The sequence below is a fragment of the Nocardia sp. NPDC051832 genome (genome assembly GCF_040681285.1).
GTDB lineage: Bacteria > Actinomycetota > Actinomycetes > Mycobacteriales > Mycobacteriaceae > Nocardia.
In genome coordinates this window covers 1370516-1388328 of the sequence record NZ_JBFAYL010000001.1, presented here as the reverse complement: position 1 = coordinate 1388328, position 17813 = coordinate 1370516, and the positions used below count along the sequence as shown (strand labels likewise).

The 17813-nt window shown below is 68.4% G+C and carries 13 protein-coding genes; 9 read left to right on the top strand and 4 right to left on the bottom strand.

What is annotated here, in order from left to right:
- The first annotated feature begins 109 nt into the window (after positions 1–109).
- Entirely contained in the window at positions 110–925 is an 816-nt protein-coding gene (locus tag AB0M14_RS06145) for a hypothetical protein (protein WP_364989356.1), read from the top strand.
- Between the two features lie 6 nt (positions 926–931).
- Here AB0M14_RS06145 and AB0M14_RS06140 read toward each other — a convergent pair whose 3' ends face one another.
- Positions 932–2392, bottom strand: coding sequence for a CCA tRNA nucleotidyltransferase (locus AB0M14_RS06140; protein ID WP_364989354.1), 1461 nt, complete (start codon positions 2390–2392; stop codon positions 932–934).
- A gap of 97 nt (positions 2393–2489) precedes the next feature.
- On the opposite strand from AB0M14_RS06140, the gene AB0M14_RS06135 reads away from it, so the two are divergent.
- The 8 genes from AB0M14_RS06135 (at position 2490) to AB0M14_RS06100 (ending at position 14503) form a co-directional block, all read left to right on the top strand.
- Positions 2490–3029 (top strand): NUDIX hydrolase, encoded by a 540-nt coding sequence (locus tag AB0M14_RS06135; protein WP_194816608.1) that lies wholly within the window; start codon positions 2490–2492, stop codon positions 3027–3029.
- Complete coding sequence (locus AB0M14_RS06130; RefSeq protein ID WP_364989351.1) at positions 3026–5578, top strand: DUF6049 family protein; 2553 nt, start codon at positions 3026–3028, stop codon at positions 5576–5578. Before AB0M14_RS06135 ends, AB0M14_RS06130 begins: the two co-directional genes overlap by 4 nt.
- A 122-nt stretch (positions 5579–5700) precedes the next feature.
- Complete coding sequence (locus AB0M14_RS06125) at positions 5701–9903, top strand: murein biosynthesis integral membrane protein MurJ (protein ID WP_364989349.1); 4203 nt, start codon at positions 5701–5703, stop codon at positions 9901–9903.
- A gap of 265 nt (positions 9904–10168) precedes the next feature.
- Positions 10169–10789, top strand: coding sequence for an RNA polymerase sigma factor SigM (sigM, locus tag AB0M14_RS06120; protein ID WP_364989346.1), 621 nt, complete (start codon positions 10169–10171; stop codon positions 10787–10789).
- A gap of 77 nt (positions 10790–10866) precedes the next feature.
- Positions 10867–11601 carry a hypothetical protein gene (locus AB0M14_RS06115; RefSeq protein WP_364989344.1) on the top strand — a complete coding sequence of 245 codons (735 nt, stop codon included), beginning with the start codon at positions 10867–10869 and terminating at the stop codon, positions 11599–11601.
- A gap of 91 nt (positions 11602–11692) precedes the next feature.
- Positions 11693–12673 (top strand): thioredoxin-disulfide reductase, encoded by a 981-nt coding sequence (gene trxB / locus AB0M14_RS06110; RefSeq protein WP_364989342.1) that lies wholly within the window; start codon positions 11693–11695, stop codon positions 12671–12673.
- Between the two features lie 32 nt (positions 12674–12705).
- Positions 12706–13032, top strand: coding sequence for a thioredoxin (trxA, locus tag AB0M14_RS06105; protein ID WP_364989339.1), 327 nt, complete (start codon positions 12706–12708; stop codon positions 13030–13032).
- A gap of 274 nt (positions 13033–13306) precedes the next feature.
- Positions 13307–14503: an N-acetylmuramoyl-L-alanine amidase gene (locus AB0M14_RS06100; RefSeq protein ID WP_364989336.1), complete on the top strand. Its 1197-nt coding sequence runs from the start codon at positions 13307–13309 to the stop codon at positions 14501–14503.
- Between the two features lie 10 nt (positions 14504–14513).
- On the opposite strand, the gene AB0M14_RS06095 is transcribed toward AB0M14_RS06100, so the two are convergent.
- The 3 genes from AB0M14_RS06095 to AB0M14_RS06085 form a co-directional block, all read right to left on the bottom strand.
- Entirely contained in the window at positions 14514–15233 is a 720-nt protein-coding gene (locus tag AB0M14_RS06095) for a GNAT family N-acetyltransferase (protein ID WP_364989334.1), read from the bottom strand.
- A 233-nt stretch (positions 15234–15466) separates the two neighbouring features.
- A complete protein-coding gene (locus AB0M14_RS06090) occupies positions 15467–16516 on the bottom strand; it encodes a ParB/RepB/Spo0J family partition protein (RefSeq protein ID WP_364989332.1) in 1050 nt (349 codons plus the stop codon).
- An 85-nt stretch (positions 16517–16601) separates the two neighbouring features.
- The gene (locus AB0M14_RS06085; protein ID WP_281070357.1) at positions 16602–17609 is read right to left on the bottom strand and encodes a ParA family protein; all 1008 of its coding nucleotides are present in this window, start codon (positions 17607–17609) and stop codon (positions 16602–16604) included.
- Between the last annotated feature and the right edge of the window lie 204 nt (positions 17610–17813).

Here is a 17813-nt window from a genome sequence, read left to right as displayed (position 1 = left end):
CCCACGCCGCACCCCGCTACCGGAGAGCAACGCATCGACCTGGGCAGACGTCCGGAACATTCGCGCGGTCTGGGCGTTTCCGGGCCCCGCCGGTACGCTCGGTTCAATCATGGCCGCGTATTTCGATCCGAAGTCATGGTCACCACTCCGGGCGGTCGAAGCGGGCAGACGCCTGTTCGACCAGTCGTGGATCGACCAGTGGGTTTCGGTCACCACCTCCTGGGTCGACCCGGTGGCCGACCTGGGCGCGGGCACCGTCACCGCGCTCCTGCCCGACGTCCTGATGACCATGCTCAGCGAAGGCATCCTGAGCCGCTTCGGCGGCCAGGAGATCAGCGCCACCCTGCTCGGCCACGAGTTGCACGCCACCCTCCAGGTCCTCAAGGTGCGCCGCCGTGGCGCGCACTTCCAAACCAAAACCGTGCTGTCCCGGGTGCTCTGGGACAAACACTCGATCGAATCGGTCACCCTGATCGCGCACGGCGTCCGGCTGATCCCCGGCGTACCGACCAAGGTCCGGGCCCAGCACTTCGACCTGGACGGCACCGTCACCACCGAGGCGCTGGTCGGCTGGCTCAACGAGCGCGAGTTCGACTGGGAACTGAGCGTGCACGAAAGCGGCCTCATCCAGGCCAGACACCGGAAGAACAAACTCACCGCGCTGGTCGACGCCGCCGTCGAGAACAACCTGCTGACCGTGCGGATCGAGAAGGCCGCCTGGTGGGGCCTGCGACTACCGCGCAACCTGATCACCGCGCCCGCGGTCCTGATGGACGGCCTGCCGAATCACGCCCGCATCGTGCACGCCGCCCGGGACGGCGACCTGGTCCGCTTCCGCGTTGACCTACCGGAGCTGACCGGCTCGTTCGACCTCGCGCAGATCCGCTCGGCCATCGTCACCGGCACCACCCTGATCATCTTCTGACCCGGTTCAGCTCTGCGTCTTCCACCACTCCAGCAGCGCGGCCTCGGCCTCGTCCCGGCTCATCGGCCCGCGATCCAGGCGCAGTTCCTTCAGGTACGACCACGCCTTGCCGACCTGTGGCCCCGGGCGCAGCCCGAGCAGCTCCATGATCGCGTTGCCGTCCAGATCGGGCCGGACCTTGGCCAGGTCCTCCTCCTGCTGCAACCGCTCGATCCGGGTCTCCAGATCGTCGTAGGTCGCGCGCAGCGCGGCGGCCCGCCGCTTGTTCCGCGTGGTGCAGTCCGCGCGCACCAGCTTGTGCAGCCTGGGCAGCAGTTCGTCGGCGTCGGTGACGTAGCGGCGCACCGCCGAATCCGTCCACTGCCCCTTGCCGTAGCCGTGGAAGCGCAGATGCAGGAACACCAGCCGCGCCACGTCCTCGGTGAACTGCTTCGGATACTTCAACGCGCGCAACCGCTTGCGCACCATCTTCGCCCCAACCACCTCGTGGTGATGGAAGCTCACCCCGCCGCCGGGCTCGTTGCGCTTGGTGTCGGGCTTGCCGATGTCGTGCAACAGCGCCGCCCACCGCAGCACCAGGTCCGGGTCGCCCTCTTCCAGGTCGATCGCCTGCTGCAACACCGTCAGCGAATGCCAGTACACGTCCTTGTGCTGGTGGTGCTCGTCGATCTCCAGCTTCATCGCCGGCACTTCCGGCAGCACGCGCTGCGCCAGCCCGGTCTCGCACATGATGTTGATGCCGTCGATCGGATGCGCGCCCCCGATCAGCTTGTCCAGCTCGGTCCGCACCCGTTCGGCGGTGATCCGCTCGATCTGCTCGGCCATCGCGGTGATCGCGGTCCGCACCCGCGGGTGCAGTTCGAACCCGAGTTGCGCGACGAACCGCGCCCCGCGCAGCATCCGCAGCGGGTCGTCGTTGAACGAATCCTCGGGCGCCGCAGGCGTATCCAGCATTCCCGCGAGCAGCGCGTCCAGGCCGCCGAGCGGATCGACGAAGTCCAGCGACCCGTCGGCGCCGATCCGCACCGCCATCGCGTTCACGGTGAAATCCCGCCGCACCAGGTCGGCCTCGAGCGTGTCGCCGAAGGTCACCGCGGGATTGCGCGAAACCCGGTCGTAGCTGTCACTGCGGAACGTGGTGATCTCGAGTTGCTGTCCGGATTTGGACGCGCTCACCGTCCCGAACGCCAAGCCGCCGGTGTCCCACAGATGGTCGGCCCACCCGCGCATCAGCTCCTGCACCACATCGGGGCGCGCGTCGGTGGTGAAATCCAGATCGGTGCCGAGCCGTCCGAGCACCGCGTCCCGCACGCTGCCGCCGACCAGGTACAGCTGGTGGCCCCGCGCCGCGAACAGCTCTCCGAGCGGGGTCAGCACCTCCGACAAGCCCCCGAGTGTGACCGCGGCCGCGGCCAGTAATCGGGTACGTCGCTCTACTGCTGCATCCTCGGACTTGGGCGAAACCACGAAACGGCAGCTTACCGACCTTCCGCACCAGCTCCTAAGCGCGAGGATCACCGCCGCTGACTCAGGCTTTCCGGACCCCACAGTCTAAGCTTGCTGAGTGTCTCCGGCCGATCGTGCGAACAGTCGACGCCGCCAGCCTCGGCGCCGCGGTTCGGCCCCCAACGCTGCGCCGAAGCCGCGCATGCGCACCGTGCGGGAAACCTCCGCCGGTGGCCTGGTCGTCGACGGGCTCGACGGCCCGGGCGAAAAGCGCAGCGCCGCACTGATCGGGCGCACCGATCGCCGGGGCCGTTTGCTGTGGTCGCTACCCAAGGGCCATATCGAGGAGGGCGAAACGCCCGAGCAAACCGCGATTCGCGAAGTGGCCGAGGAGACCGGAATCAATGGTGTCGTGGTTGCCGAGCTGGGCAGTATTGATTACTGGTTCGTGACCGAGGGGCGCCGGGTACACAAGACCGTGCATCATTATCTGCTGCGGTCGGTCGGCGGTGAGCTGTCCGACGCCGATGTGGAAGTCACCCAGGTCGCCTGGGTTCCGTTGAGCGAGCTGCATTCCCGGCTCGCCTACGCGGACGAACGGCGACTGGCCGAGGTGGCGAACAAGCTGATCGACCGGATGGAGACCGGCAAGCGATGACGCAAGGACTGTGCCGGATCATTGTGGCGGTCCTGACCCTGATCGGTTCGATGCTCGCGGTGCCGGTGCTGGCCGGCGCGCAGCCCTCAGGGTCGAACAACGCGTCCACTCCGAAATTCCTGAAACTATCGCTGGATTCGGTGTCACCGTCGACGGTGACCACCTCCAGCGATCCGCGGCTGACGGTGTCGGGCACGGTCACCAATATCGGTGACCGGGTGGTCGACGACATCAGCGTGCGAATCCAGCGGGCCGCGGCGGTGACCACACCCAGCGACCTGCGGTACGCGCTGCGCCTGGACCAGATCAACTACGAGGTGACCGGCCCGTTCGAGGACGTGGCCGAGCGGCTCAGTCCTGGTCAGCGCAAACAGTTCACGCTGAGCATCGACCTGCGCGGCAGCGGCGCGGCGTCGCTCGGGCTGACGCAGGCCGGTGTCTATCCGCTGCTGCTGAATGTCAACGGGGAGCCGGCTTACGGCAGCCAGGCGCGGCTGGACGACGCCCGCTTCCTGCTGCCGGTGCTCGGCCTGCCGGCGACGCCCGAGGAGCCCGCCGCGCCGGCCCCGGCCGACGTGCCGGTGGCGACCACCCTGATCTGGCCGCTGGCCGACCGCCCGCGCCTGGTCGCGGGCATCCCCGGCGCGGTCGATGCCAAGGCCGAACTGACCGACGACGAACTCGCGGCCTCGCTCGCCAAAGGCGGACGGCTGGAACAACTGCTGGCCGCCTTGGAGACCGCGATCGGCAACAGCGGCAAGAACAATCCGGCCGCCGCGATCTGCGTCGCGATCGATCCCGATCTGCTGCTCACGGCGCAGGCCATGACCAAGGGCTACCGCGTGCTGGCCAGCCCGTCGGACCCGGACGGCCAGACCCGCGCGGGCGCCGGCAGCGAGGCCGCGCAGGCCTGGCTGGACCGGTTGCGCACGGTCGCGGCCTCGACCTGCACGGTGGCGCTGCCGTTCGCGCAGGTCGACGTGTCCGCACTGGCGGCGGTGAACGACCCGGACCTGTCCGCGCGCGCGTTGAACGCACCCGCCGAAATCGTCGATTCCGTACTCACCACCAAATCCGTGCGCGGCGTCAGCCTGCCCGATTCCGGCAGCATCGATACCGGTGCCGGAATGCTGTTGCGCAGCCACGGTTTCGGGACCGCGGTGCTGGCCGATACGGCGGCGGTCCCGGTCGGCACGGCCGGCGCGAGCGATCTGCCGCAGACCACCGCCACCTCGCGGACGGCGTTGCCGGAGCCCGCCGCACCCGAAATCGTCCGGGTGCCCGGCATCACCGCACCCCAGGACGACCGGGTGGCGGCCGAATCCAGCACGCCCGCAACACCGTCGAGCACGCCGGCCACCAGTACCCCGGCGGCCCCGGGAACCACCGCGGCGCCCACCCCGGCGACGCCGTCGGCCCCGCCCGCTGACCCCGCGCTGCACGTCGCGCCCTTCGACATCTGGTCGGCGACGGCGCTGGCCGCAGTCGGCTCCAATCCGCCGACTCCGTCCTATACCCCCAGCCGGGTCCGCTACGACGTCACCATCGATTCCCGTGCCGCCCGGCTACAGGACGCGCTCGGCGCGGTCTCCTGGACCGCGCTCAATCCCCTGGCGGGCCGCCCGCGTTCGCAGCTGCTGATGCCGCCGCAGCAGTGGGGCGCCAACAAGGACGAGGCGTCGGCGCTGCTCAAGCAGCTGGATCTGCTGATGCGCAACAACCTCGCGACCCCGCGCCCGTTCACCGAACTGCTGGCCGAACAGCCCGACCCGCAGCCATACGAACTGGACTATCTGGGCCAGGCCGCGCGCGACGCGGTGCCGAACCGTTTCGTGCCTCCGGTCCGGGACCAGGCCGCCCGCGTCACCGACCTGCTCGACGCGCTGGTCGAGATACCCGAATCCGAGCCGACGCCACGGGAATTCCTCACCCCGCTGCGCGACGACCTGATCCGGGTGCTCACGCTGTCGGATCGCCGCACCGGAAACTCGGCCCAGCCGGACACGTTCGCGCAGCGCCGCCAGGACCAGACCACCCGTGAGCTGGACAGTCTGTACAACTCGGTGACCGTGCTGCCGCCCGGCGGCGTCTACACCCTGGCCTCCGAACAGAGCCCGCTGCTGCTGGTGGCCCGCAACAACCTGCCGGTCACCATCCGCATCCGGTTCCGGATCGAAGCGCCCGCCGAGACGAATATCACCGATATCGGCGAACAGCAGCTGCCGCCCAACGGAACCCGCTCATTCCAGGTCCCGACCGAGATCGACGACAGCCGTAACCTGGTCGTTCCCATTTCCATTACCACACCCGACGGCATCCCCCTGGGTCATCCGACCTCGGTCTCCGTTCGCTCGAACGCCTACGGCCAAGCGTTGGCGATAATTACCGGATGCGCTGGATTGCTGTTGTTCCTCCTTGCCGGGCGCCGGTTGTGGCACCGGTTCCGGGGACAGCCCGATCCGGCCGACGAAGGGTTCGATCCGAGTACCCGGCGCCGCGTCAACCGCTACCTGCGGGCACGGAAACGGGTACTGCGTGAAGAGAGTTGAGCCGACCCTTCCACAGGTGTGCACAATGGGGGAGAGCTCGAGGGGTGTTTTGGTGAGTGCTGGCGAAACGCCGAAGCTCGAGCAAGCCGGATGCACAGGTCCGGCGCGGTACAGGAGGCATGATGAGCGACGATGATTTGTCCGCTCATCCCGCTCGACCAGAGGAAAGACCTGACGGGCCGCCCGCCCGCCGGGCCCCGGCCGCACCCTGGGAACGGCGACTACAGCCGCCCGAGCCGCGAGAAGAGCCGGGCATGACCCATCGCGATCCGTACGGTGCGCCGCGTCCGCAGCTGAACCGTCCCGTTCCGCCGCCGCCGGGCAGACCGGTGCCGCCGCCGCCCAATCGCCCCGGGCCCGATCCGCGTCAACCGGCGCCGCGACCGCATCCTGGGCAGCAGTCCTACCCGCCGCCGCCCGCCCCGCGGGACCGGCAGCAGCCGCCGCCCGGCCGGCCCAGACCACCGATGCCGCCCGGCCGCCCCCAACCCCCGCCTGGTCCGCCGCCTTCCGAGCAGCCCACCAGGCGGCTCGCCGCACCCCCGAACTACCCACCGCCACAGCCGAACCCCGCGCCCGCACGCCCGGCGCCGCAGCAGCAGCGCCGACCGGAACGACCGGACCAGGTGCGGCGCCCGCGTACCCAGGAGTGGCCGGTCGCCACCAAGGAGCCCGAACCCGAGGCCAAGGAGAGCGCCGGCGGGCGGCTGCTCCGCAATTCCGGTTCGATGGCGGTCGCGACGCTGGTCAGCCGCATCACCGGCTTCGGCAAGGTGCTGATGCTGGCGGCCGTGCTCGGCCCGGAGATCGCCTCCGCGTTCACCTCCGCGAGCCTGATCCCGAACATGATCGCCGAGCTGGTGCTCGGCGCGGTGCTCGGCGCGATCGTGGTCCCGACGCTGGTGCGCGCCGAACAAGAGGACGCCGACCGCGGCGCCGCCTTCACCCGGCGACTGATCACCGCCGCGTTCGCCGTGCTGCTGGCGGCCACCGTGCTGACCACGGCGCTCGCCCCGATTCTGGCGACCCATGTCTTCGTCGACGCCGACGGCAAGGTCGACACCGCGCTCACCACCGCGCTGACCTTCCTGCTGCTGCCGGCGATCCTGTTCTACGGCATGTCCGCGCTGCTCACGGCGATCCTCAATACCCGGGAGAACTTCAAGCCCGGAGCCTGGGCGCCGGTGCTGAACAACGTGGTGGTGCTCGCCGTGCTCGCGGCTTACGCGCTGACGCCCGGCGAGATCACGCTGAACCCGGTGCGGATGAGCGATCCGAAACTGTTGCTGCTGGGCGTCGGCGTCACCCTCGGCGTGGTCGTGCAGGCGATGAGCCTGCTGCCCGCGATCCGCCGCGAGGGCATCGATCTGCGCCCGCTGTGGGGGCTGGACGATCGGCTCCGCCAGTTCGGCACCATGGGCGCGGCGATCATCCTGTACGTGGCGATCAGCCAGGTCGGCATGATCTTCGCCAACCACGTGTCCTCCGAGGCGGACGCGGCCGGTCCGGCCATCTACTCCTACACCTGGCTGCTGCTGCAATTGCCCTACGGCGTCCTGGTCGTCACGCTGCTGACCGCGATCATGCCGCGGCTGAGCCGCAACGCCGCCGCCGACGACACCCCGGCCGTGGTCGACGATCTGTCCGTCGCCACTCGCCTGAGCATGATCGCGCTGCTGCCGGTGGTCACCTTCTTCACCTTGGCGGGCCCGCAGATCGGCGAGGCGCTGTTCGGGTACGCGCGCTTCTCCGGCGACGCCCAGCGGCTCGGCACGGCGCTGGCCTGGTCGGCGTTCACGCTGATCCCGTACTCGCTGGTGCTGATTCATCTGCGGGTGTTCTACGCCCGGCATCAAGCCTGGACCCCGACCTGGATCATCCTCGGCATCACCGGTGTGAAGATCGTGCTCTCGGCAGTGGCGCCGATGATCGCGCGCACCCCGGATCAGGTCGTGATCGTGCTCGGCGCGGTGAACGGCATCAGCTTCGCGGTCGGCGCCGGCATCGGCGGCTACCTGCTGCACCGCAGTCTCGGCGATCTGCGCATGGCCAATGTCGGGCGCACCATCACCCGCGTGGTGCTGGCCTCGATCGCGGGCGGCGCGGTCATGCTCATCGTCGACACCGTGCTCGGACTGGACCGCCTGTCGAACTCCTTCGGCGGACCGGGTTCGCTGATCCGGGTGGCGATCGACGGCATCGTGCTGCTCGCCGTGGCGTTCGGCCTGATGCGACTCGCCGGTGTTCCTGAAATCGTTGCAATTACGGTCGCGGTGTCCCGACGGCTCGGAATCACGCCGCCCGCACCGGATCTGGATCTGGACTCCCCGGTCGACGACGAATACGCCACCCAGGTGTTCCGCAGGCCGGATCCCTACGGCTACTCCGGATTCGACCCGTACATGGACGCACAAACCATGGTGCTACCCGTCATTCGGGACGTTGCGGTTGACCGCACCGGCAGGGGTGAGTTCCCGTACCCTGTTCGGCAGAGAAGCACAAGTGGCGAATTCGCCGGCACCTCGATAAATCAGGGCGAAGGAGGACCGAGGGTGAGCGACGACGCGTCGGTGGGCGGCGTCCCGTCCGCCGATCCATCTGCGACCACAGCCGGCGGTTTGGAGACCGACATCGAACACCCCACTCCGGATCCCGCGCCCGGGCGGCGCGACAGCGAAGGCCCCGCGCCTCGCGATCCGATGTATGACACCGGGATGATCCCGATCCCGCCGTTCCAGGCGCCGCCCCCCGGCGTCGATCCGGGTGCGCGCCGGGGACCACGCGGCCCCAAGCTGCTGGCGGGCGCCTCGGTGGCCGGCGGCCGCTACCGGCTGCTCGCCCCGCACGGCGGCTCCCGCGGGCTGAAGTTCTGGCAGGCCCTGGACATCAAGCTCGATCGCGAGGTCGCGCTGACCTTCGTCGACGCCGACCAGAAGGCCGGCGAGAACTCCGGGCACGACGGCCCGCAGGCCATCCTGTCCCGCACGCTGCGCCTGGGCCGCATCAGTTCGCCTGGCTTGGCCCGCGTGCTCGACGTGGTGCGCGGCAGCTCCGGCGGCATCGTGGTGGCGGAGTGGACGCCGGGTCGTTCGCTGCGCGAGATGGCCGAAACCGTGCCGTCCCCGATCGGCGCGGCTCGCGCCATCCGCGCGCTCGCCTCGGCCGCCGAACTGGCGCACCGCGGCGGCGGCTCGCTGTCCATCGATCACCCGGATCGGGTGCGCATCAGCGCCTCCGGTGACGCCGTGCTCGCCTTCCCCGGCACCCTGTCCGATTCCGACGCGCAATCCGACGTGCGCGGTCTCGGCGCCATGCTCTACGCGCTGATCACCGCGCGCTGGCCGATCCGGGCCGGCGGCATGACCGGCGCCGCGGCCACCGTCGGCGGTCTGCGCCTGGCCGATTTCGGGCCGGACGGCACCCCGGTGGAGCCGCGCCAGATCCGGCCCGAGGTGCCCTTCGAGATCTCCGCGGTCGCCGTGCGATCGCTGGAATCGAACAAGGGCGTGCGCACCGCCGCCACCGTCCAGCACGTGCTGGAGCAGGCGTCGGTCGTCGATCAGAAGACCGATTTCATCCCGGTGCTGAGATTGGGTCAGCGACAGAACGCGCAGGCCGCGGCCGTCGTCGACGAATCGCTGGCCGATCCGGAACTGCTTGCCCAGGAACGGGAACGCTCGCAGCGCATGATGTGGATCATGGTCGGCCTGGGCATCCTGGCCGCGCTGGTGGTCGGCATCGTCATCTGGTGGATGGTCAGCCTGTTCGCGCCGACCGCCTCCGACCAGCCGCTCAACGAGCAGCGCAATATCGGCCTGACCACCGAGGCAGCGCCCGCACCGACCTCGGGCAGTCCGGTGGCGCCGAGCGCCGTCGCGCCCGCCGGCGTGCCGGTGCCGGTCGCCAAGGTCGAGGTGTTCTCCCCGGAGGGCACCCCGGACAACGCGGGGACCGTGAGCGCGGTGCTGGACCACAATCCCGGCACCGTCTGGAAGACCGATCAGTACTTCCAGCAGTTCCCCGCCCTGAAGAAGGGCATCGGGCTGCTGGCCACGCTACCGAGCCCGGCGAAACTGACCAGCGTGTCGATCAATTCGCCGAGCCCGGGCACCTCGGTGGAGATCAGAACCTCGCCCACCGACTCGCCGACGCTGGATCAGACCCAGCTGATCGGCTCGGCCCGACTAGGGGACGGCGTCACCGAGATTCCGGTGCGCGCCGATCAACCCGCCCGCTATGTGCTCGTCTGGATCACCGGCCTCGGCAATTCCGGTGGTCAGTTCCAAACCGCGATCGCCGATCTCCGCTTCGACGCCGCCAGGTAAGAAGCGCCGCACGTGTCCATTCCGTGCCACCTCTGCGCGCACGTGTCCGATCCGTGCCGATTTCCGCGCCTGCCAAATCCGTAGTGCGCCAGCCCGTCCCAAGTACGCGACGTGGCCGTTCACCCGGTTATGATCACTACGCGCTCTCTGTGGGGAGCTTTTCCCGGGAGCGTCACGAGTCCTGGATGCCGCGGGAAATTGATGGTGACGGCCGGCCCGGCCGTCGCTGGTGAGCGCCGTCGGAGGGGTTTGGCTTTTGTCCGAAATGAGCGGGGGTTCCCACGGGGGATCTTCAGGTCCGGTCGCGTTCCGCGCCCGGCCGTTCGCACCGGACGAACTCTCCGATATCGAACTGCTGCGAGCCCATGCCCGCGGCGAGCGCCTCGCCTTCTCCGAACTCGTCCGCCGGCACAACGACCATCTCTGGCAGACCGCCCAGCGCACCTCCTACACCCGGGAAGATGCCGCCGACTCGCTCCAGGACGCGCTGCTGGCCGCGCATCGCACCGCGGGCTCGTTCCGCGGGGAATCCGAGGTACGCAGCTGGCTGCACCGCATCGTGGTCAACGCCTGCCTGGACCGCATCCGGCGCAACAAGGCCCGGCGCGCGCTCTCGCTGAGCCCCGAGAACATCCCGGAACCCCTCGACGACCGGGACGCCTTCGCCGAGATGGAGATGTCGATGGTGGTCGAACGAGCCCTGTTCGCACTGCCGCCGGACCAGCGCACGGCCCTGGTCGCGGTGGAAATGGAGGGGTATAGCGTGGCCGACGCGGCCGCGCTGCTGGGCGTTCCGGAGGGGACGATCAAGAGCCGCTGCGCCCGCGGTCGGCAACGTTTGCAAGAACGCCTGGAATTTCTGCGAGATCCACGGAACCGGAAGTAGCCGGGATGCGTCATTAATAGTGACGACCAACCCGGCGATGTAATTGACGGCAGTATTACGAGACCACTGGAGGTGCGATGGCGACTCGGTCCGATCCGCAGCCTCCGTTCTCGCCGGAGCTGCTCGCCGACCTGCACGCGGACAATCTGGCGCCCGAAGAGAGCGCCGCGCTGTGGCCGGTGGTCCGCGCCGATCCGGCCGCCCGCACCTACCTGAACTCGCTCGACGAGGTGAACGCCGCACTGCGCGCCCTGGCCGGCAGCGATCGGCCCGCCGAGCCCATGCCCGCCGACGTGGCCACCCGGATGGCGTCGTTCGTCGCCGATCTCGAACCCGCCGAGCTCGCCGAAGCGGAACGTCCCGATGCGCCGATCTCGCTGGCCGAGCGGCGTGGCAGGCGCCTGCGCTGGATCGCCGCGGCGGCCGCGAGTGTCGTGCTGCTCACCGGAGCGGGTTTCGCGATCCAGCTTTTCCGGGACGCCGGCACCACCCCGGGCACTCCGATCGCCCAGCCGCCGACTCCGACACCCGTCGAGGACGATGTGTTCCCCGCCTCGGTCGCCCTGGCCGCCCTGGGTCGCTTCGATGTGACCGGCGCGCTCGCCGGGCGGGACACCCTCGCGGCCTGCGTCGCCGCCAACGGCCTGGGCGAGCGCAAGATCCTCGGCTCGACGGACATGCAGTACAAGGGCGCCGAGGCCGTGCTGATCCTGCTGAGCGGCCCGGATGGCCGCAAGATCACCGCCCTGGTCGTCGGCACCGGCTGCTCGGCGGGCGATCCGCAGCTGAAGAACGTCACCGACATCGGCTAGGGCCGCGGGACGGGTAAATTCCCCCGGGAACAACGGACATTAGGCTGTTGTTGACCGAACCGTCCCACCTTTGTCTTCTCGGAAGGGCCCCATGACAACGCCAGTTCGCGACTTGATCATTGTCGGCTCCGGACCGGCCGGTTACACGGCCGCCGTGTACGCGGCCCGCGCCGAACTCCAGCCGCTGCTCTTCGAGGGCACCCAGTTCGGTGGCGCCCTGATGACCACCACCGAGGTGGAAAACTTCCCCGGCTTCCGCGAGGGCATCATGGGCCCCGACCTGATGGACGAAATGCGGGAGCAGGCAAAGCGTTTCGGCGCCGACGTGCGCTCCGAGGACGTGGACGCGATCGACCTGTCCGGCCCGATCAAGACCGTCACGGTCGGCGACGAGACCTACCAGGCCTACGCGATCATCCTTGCCATGGGTTCGGCGGCCCGCTACCTCGGCGTGCCGGGGGAGCAGGACCTGCTCGGCCGCGGCGTCAGCGCCTGCGCCACCTGCGACGGCTTCTTCTTCCGCGGCCAGGACATCGTGGTGGTCGGCGGCGGCGACTCGGCGATGGAGGAAGCGACCTTCCTCACCAAGTTCGCCAGCAAGGTCACCATCGTGCACCGCCGCGAGGAGTTCCGCGCCTCGCGGATCATGCTGGAGCGCGCCAAGGCCAACGAGAAGATCGAGTTCCGGCTCAACGCCGAGGTGGTTCAGGTCAACGGCACCGACAAGGTCACCTCGCTGACCCTGCGCGACACCAAGACCGGTGAAACCTCCGAGTTGGACGCGACCGGCCTGTTCGTGGCGATCGGCCACGACCCGCGCAGCGAGCTGGTCAAGGGCCAGGTGGAGCTGGACGCCGAGGGCTATGTGCAGGTGCAGCACCCCGGCACCGCCACCGCCGTGCCCGGTGTGTTCGCCGCGGGAGACCTGGTCGACCACACCTACCGCCAGGCCATCACCGCGGCCGGCACCGGCTGCCGCGCGGCCATCGACGCCGAGCGGTGGCTGGCCGAGCAGGGTGACATCACCAGCAACACGCTCGATCACGCCGGCAAGCCCGTCGCGGCCAACTGACCTCCTCTTTTACCCGATTCAAGGAGATACCCATGTCCGCTAACACGGTCACCGTGACCGACAAGGACTTTGCCGATACGGTGCTGCTCAGCGAGAAGCCCGTCCTGGTGGACTTCTGGGCCACCTGGTGCGGCCCCTGCAAGATGGTCGCCCCGGTGCTGGAGGAGATCGCCGGCTCGCACGGTGACAAGCTGACCGTCGCCAAGCTGGACGTGGACGCGAACCCGGAAGCCGCCCGCGACTACCAGGTGGTGTCGATCCCCACCATGCTGCTCTTCGAGAAGGGCAAGCCGGTCAAGCGGATCGTCGGCGCCAAGGGCAAGGCCGCGCTGCTGCGCGAGCTCGAAGGCGTCATCTGACGCTGGGCACCCCCTAACGAACCCCGCAGTCCGACTGCGGGGTTCGATCAGGTAATCTCCCCGTTTAATCCCCCAGGGCCCGGTGCTGTAATTCGCGGTGTCATTAGGACATCGCGGCCCCACGACGCGCCGTAGGATGCCCTGGACCCCGCGAATTGCTGAATTCCGGGTCAGGTCTGAGACAATCGACGCGAGCACAGCTCCGGTCGTGCGAAGGGTGTAGACCCTCGCATGAGTGGGTACCCGGGTTGACGGAAGGAAAGGGCTCTCACGCATGCACCGACTTCGTCACGGCGATACCGGTCCAGCCGTCGCAGAGGTTCGGAGCACACTGGCAAGTCTCGGATTCCTCCATGCGCACACGGCAGGCACCGATCCCGCCGACGCACGCGAGTACTGGAAAGACACCGAGGCCTCCTTCGATCACCAGCTCGATTCCGCGGTCCGTGCGTTCCAGCAGCATCGCGGTCTGCTCGTCGACGGAGTCGTAGGCCCCGCGACCTATCGCGCGCTCAAGGAAGCTTCGTACCGCCTCGGCGCCCGCACGCTCATCTATCAGCTGTCCGCGCCGCTGTACGGCGACGATGTCGCGACCCTGCAGCGTCGCCTGCAAGATCTCGGCTTCTATGTGCACCGCGTCGACGGCTATTTCGGCCCGCACACGCACGAGGGGCTCACCGCGTTCCAGCGCGAGATCGGGCTCTCCGCGGACGGCATCTGCGGTCCGGAGACCCTGCGTTCGCTGGAACTGCTCGGCGCGCGCGTCACCGGCGGCAATCCGCACCGGATCGCCGAGGAAGAGGTCGTGCACCGGGCCGGTCCACAGCTGACGGGCAAGCGGATCGTCATCGATCCGGGCCTGGGCGGTCCCGACAAGGGTCACCCCGTACCCACCGAGTACGGCGACGTGTACGAATCGGAGATCCTCTGGGATCTCGCCAGCCGGCTGGAAGGCCGGATGGCCGCCACCGGCATGGAGACCTTCCTGTCCCGGCCCTGGGGCGCCAATCCCACCGACGCCGAGCGCGCGGACACCTCCAACGCCTTCGACGCCGACCTGATGATCTCGCTGCGCTGCGCGACCAACCCGAGCCCCGCAGCCAACGGCGTGGCCGGCTTCCACTTCGGTAATTCGCACGGCTCGGTGTCGATGATCGGCCAGGTGCTGGCCGGCTTCATCCAGCGTGAGGTGGTGGCCCGAACCTCGTTGCAGGACTGCCGGACCCACTCGCGCACCTGGGATCTGCTGCGGCTCACCAAGATGCCGACGGTGCAGATCGATATCGGCTATCTGACAAACGATTACGACGCGTCGGTGCTGACCAACCCGCGCATGCGTGATGTCATCGCCGAGGCCATCCTGATCTCGGTGAAGCGGCTGTACCTGCTCGGCCAGGACGACCAGCCGACCGGCACGTACACCTTCGCCGAATTGCTCGCCGAAGAACTGGCCGCCGCCGAGCGGGGCTGATCGCCCCGAACTAGGCGGCGCCGATGCGGAACGGCACGGTGAGCTCCGCGGCCGCCAGCAGCTGATCCAGCGCGCGTTCCACGTCCTCTTTCCAGCCGTGATCGGAGTTCAACTCCAGGCGCAGGCGCGGGAACTTGTGGTGCGCCGCGACCACCTCGAAACCGGCGTCCTCCAGGAAGTCGGCGTCGATCATGCAGGTCTCCGGCGAGCAGTCGGCGGCCGGGTTCTCCCGCACGGGGGCGCCGATCCGCTCCATCAGCATCATCGAACCGACCGAACGATCGGACATGGCCTGGGTCGCCGGACCGTTGCGGATTCCGAACGCCTCCAGCGCCCGCACACCGCGGCGCACCAGATCGGCCACCACCGCCTGCAACATCCGGTGGGGTACATCGGAGTCGGTATAGCGGAATTCGGTCCGCAGCGTGGTCAGCAGGACCGCGTCCGGGCTGACGGGGGAGGTGGGGAACAGTGCGGCGCGCGGCACCACGCTCGGCGGCGAGTACAGCGCGCACCCGGCGACCTTCCCGTCCACCGCGGCGACTTGACCGCACGAGCCCCACTCCAGCAGGACCGTGGACAGCCACGCTTCCTTTTCGAAGACGGGGTCGCTGAAGGCCCGGGAGTCCGCGGCGACGGCGGGATCCATCTCCCAGAAAACACAGCGCCTGGCATGTGCCGGGAGCTTGTCGAGTTCTCCGAGGGAAAGTGCTGTGACGCTGGTCGACACCGCTCTGCTCAGCCTCCAGCCGTCCGATTCATCCATGCGTTCGCGCACGCCGCTTTGTTGCTATTGCTCGCCAGCAAGAATAAGCGATCAAAGAGAACCCGCCTCACTCCACACTCGCTGTGCTGTTGTCAGTGGCCCGGTCGGACCGATGAACCGCGCTCTGAATTACACCGTCACAGTGACGTTTCGGCGCTAGACACGGGTCTACCGGGTTTCCGGGGCGATTTTCGTCACTAATCGAGCTGTTGGGTCTGCATCATCCCGACGATGCGCTCGAGGTCTTCGACGGAACCGAACTCGACGACGATCTTGCCCTTGCGCTTGCCTAGGCTCACCGTGACCCGGGTGTCGAAGGATTCCGACAACCGCTCGGCGACATCCTGCAGACCCGGCATATGGATCGGCTTACGACGCGGCGCCGGGGGAGTGGCGCCGTTGTCCGGATCGCGATTCGCCAGTGTCACCGCTTCTTCGGTGGCACGCACCGATAGACCCTCGGCGACGATGCGCGCGGCCAGTACCTCCTGCGCGTCGGCGCCGGCCTCGAGCCCGAGCAGAGCGCGCGCGTGCCCGGCGGAGAGCACGCCCGCGGCGACCCGGCGTTGCACCGGGATCGGCAGCTTCAGCAATCGGATCATGTTGGTGACGACCGGCCGGGACCGGCCGATGCGCGACGCCAGTTCCTCATGGGTGACGTCGAATTCCTCCAGCAGCTGCTGATAGGCGGCCGCCTCTTCCAACGGATTCAGCTGCACCCGGTGGATGTTCTCCAGCAGCGCGTCACGCAGCATCGCCTCGTCGGCGGTCTCGCGGACGATCGCCGGGATGGTCTCCAGCCCCGCTTCCTGGCACGCCCGCCAGCGGCGCTCGCCCATGACGAGCTGGAAGCGATCGACGCCCGGCTCCAGGCGGCGCACCACGATCGGCTGCATGAGGCCGAACTCGCGAATGGAGTGCACCAGCTCCGCGAGCGCCTCCTCCTCGAAGACGTGGCGCGGCTGCTTCGGGTTCGGCTCGATCTGCGCCGGCGGGATCTCGCGATAGGTCGCGCCCGCCAGGTTCGGATCGGCGTCGTCCTCGGTGGGATCGGGCACCCGGTGCAGGTAGGCCGAAGCGGGCTGCGGGCCAATGGGATCGAGGCCGATCACCACATTGGCCGCGGCGCTGCCCATCCCCGGCGCGAGGCCGTGCGTGGCCCCCATACTCGCCGTATCGACCGCCGGTCCCGTGGGGATCAATGCGGCCAGGCCGCGTCCCAGCCCACCCTTCTTAGCCTGACTCATCGGCTTACCGATCCCTTCTCGTCCGCCACCACACTGCGCTTACCCACCCCGCCGGCTCCGCTGGCCGCCATCCCCGTTGGAGCATCTACGCTGCGCCGCCGGTGGCGGCCTTCGCCATCGCCCGCTGCGCCATCTCCCGACCCGCGTCGAGGTAACTCATCGCACCCCGGGAGCCTGGATCATAATCGAGCACCGTCATGCCGTATCCCGGTGCCTCCGAAACCTTTACGCTCCGGGGAATCACCGATCGCAATACCGCGTCACCGAAGTGGGCGCGAACCTCGTCGGCGACCTGGTCGGCCAGCTTGGTGCGGCCGTCGTACATCGTGAGAATCACGGTGGACACGTGCAGTTGCGGGTTCAGATGCGCCTGCACCAAACCGATATTGCGGAGCAGCTGCCCGACTCCCTCCAGCGCGTAGTACTCGCACTGGATCGGAATCAGCACCTCCTTCGCGGCGACGAGCGCGTTGACGGTGAGCAGACCGAGCGAGGGCGGGCAGTCGATCATCACGTAATCGATGTCGTAGCCGGCGATATTCGCCTGCTCGATGGCCGCCTTGAGCCGACCTTCGCGGGCCACCATGGAGACCAGCTCGATCTCGGCGCCGGCCAGATCGATGGTGGCGGGGATGCACAGCAGGCGCTCGTTGTGCGGGCTCTGCTGAATCGCTTCTTTCACCGAGACCTCGCCGATGAGGAGCTCGTAACTGGAGGGCACACCCGAGTGGTGCTCGATCCCGAGGGCGGTACTGGCATTGCCCTGTGGATCGAGATCGATCACGAGAACTGTCATCCCCTGATGCGCCAGGGCCGCGGCGAGATTCACCGTCGTTGTCGTCTTACCGACACCGCCCTTCTGATTGGCGATGGTGATGATGCGTTGCTCGTGCGGTTTCGGCACAGTCACCTTTCCTGGATGCAATATCTGGCTGGCGCGCTGGGCTTCGGCCGCGATCGGGGTCTCGCTAGGGGAGATATGCCCGAACGGTGTGCTCCCGAAGGCTTCTTGGTCGAGGTTGCTGGAGTCCAGCATCCCCGGCACGCGCGACGTTGTTTCCCGTGAAACATTTTTCGCCGGACCGCTCGACATAACAGCTCCTAACCGAGAACTTCAGATCACGCACCATCGGCCGAACGCCGACGCATGTGACTTCAAAAACAGCTGAGTCGGATCGAACATCGAGCGGAGTCATCCCGCATACCAATATTCCTCCGTGGCAACAACGCTCACGCCCGACGTGACATAGCTTGCCAGCACAGCGCGGGATTAGAAAGCTGAATCGCGGTACGGCGC